At 34.3% G+C, this 1,526-nt stretch carries 3 protein-coding genes; all 3 read right to left on the reverse strand.

Annotated features, from left to right (window positions below):
- A partial coding sequence (locus B3J44_RS18815; protein ID WP_286970455.1) for a hypothetical protein occupies positions 1-533 on the reverse strand: 533 nt, incomplete at its 3' end.
- Complete coding sequence (locus B3J44_RS18820) at positions 520-993, reverse strand: RNA polymerase sigma factor (protein WP_198855433.1); 474 nt, start codon at positions 991-993, stop codon at positions 520-522. The genes B3J44_RS18820 and B3J44_RS18815, both read right to left, overlap by 14 nt.
- Positions 994-995: 2 nt before the next feature.
- Positions 996-1,526 (reverse strand): alpha/beta fold hydrolase (locus tag B3J44_RS18825; RefSeq protein WP_286970463.1); only part of this gene is annotated, 531 nt, incomplete at its 5' end.

Here is a 1,526-nt window from a genome sequence, read left to right on the forward strand (position 1 = left end):
TGTTTTTTGACTTGTTTCGGACGAAGGTAAAACCAATTAAAAAGCATCCAAAACAATGTAAATCCGTACATGAGGCTTGCTCCTATAAAATTCATTTTGCTCGCATATTCATACAGATACAAACAAAGGCCGAGTGTAAGTACAATAAAGTAAAAACTCATCATTTTGGTTTGCAAAAACTGTTGTTTCTTTTTTATCGAAATCAGTTTTTGAAGATATTCCTGATTGGTTTGAGTAGAATCAATGTTTTTATAATCGCTCAATAATTTATTATAGACAAATACGTAAACGACCATCGCGAGAATAGTAAGCACAATTCCTATTTTAGTAGAGATGAACTGAGGCTGAAAAAATATCCAGATAAAAATTATAATCGCACATGTTGCCAAAAGCATGATGTTAGTCATCCATAAACAGCGCAAAGCCGTTTTTTTAAACTTGCTTAATCTCGTGAGCAAATCGCTCATATCTGGCTGGCTTATGGATTGTTTTTTCCATAAATCTTTAAAATCTATATTGCTATCGTTGTTCATTTTCTTTAAATTTTTGAGTCAGTTTTTCTTTTATTCTGTGAATTTTCACTCTAACATTGGCTTCAGAAAGTCCGACGATTTTAGCAATTTCCGTTTGTTTGATATCTTCCAATTCTAACGAAATGATGATACGATCGGTTTCTGGAAGCTCGGCGATACATTTATACAAAAATTGAATCTGTGGCTCGATTGAATGTTGTTTCTCTTCTGAAAGATGAATCGGAAGTTCGGATTTCGGGAAACGCTTTTGCTTCTCTATTTGTCTCAGGCAATTATTAGAAGCAATTCTAAAAATCCAAGTCCCGATTGTTGATTCATTTCTAAAAGTTTCCAGTTTTTGCCAAACAATTATAAACGTCTCCTGAGTCAAATCTTGGGCGGCATCGTAATCGTTTACGAAACCCATGCATAGTCTAAAAATTCGATCCCAATACGTATTGTAGATTTGTTCAAATTCCATTCTTACTGTTTTAAAAAAGTACTTAACTGCCCTAAATACCAAGCCGTGTCATCGTACATAATAAAATGAAGACCCGTTGTGGCATATTGAAAATTAGCCGTTTTTAAATTTCGATACTGACCTTCAATTGCTGGTTTTAAATTTATAAAATAAGATTCTAACAAAATTAATGCTGGACATTTAATCTGTGCTATTCTTTCTCTTAAATCAATATTGAAAAAGTCACAATACATTTGACCAAAAGTTGTTCGATCTGATTTCACACTCCAATCCACCACCATATCAAGCTTAGTCGTATCAGCTAAAAGGCTTGGCATTGTCTTTTTTTGCATATCATAAAACTGATCATTGGTCATTCCTGTCATTTGGTTTACAGTCGCAGAACAATCGTTATTCATTTTTGATTTGAAAGCTGGATCGTTTATCGCGGCTAGACAAGGAACAGCATCTACAACCACAATTTTGCTAATCAAATCTGGGTAATCGGCAGCAAGTGCAAGTGCTAAAGCGCCACCCATACTATGTCCGATTAA

The sequence above is a fragment of the Flavobacterium sp. UBA4854 genome, from assembly GCF_002399805.1.
In the GTDB taxonomy this organism is placed as follows: domain Bacteria; phylum Bacteroidota; class Bacteroidia; order Flavobacteriales; family Flavobacteriaceae; genus Flavobacterium; species Flavobacterium ginsengisoli.

What these genes read in the sequence shown, in the direction of transcription:
- B3J44_RS18820 (WP_198855433.1), bottom strand. Translation starts at nt 993, where the DNA reads ATGGAATTTGAACAAATCTACAATACGTATTGGGATCGAATTTTTAGA.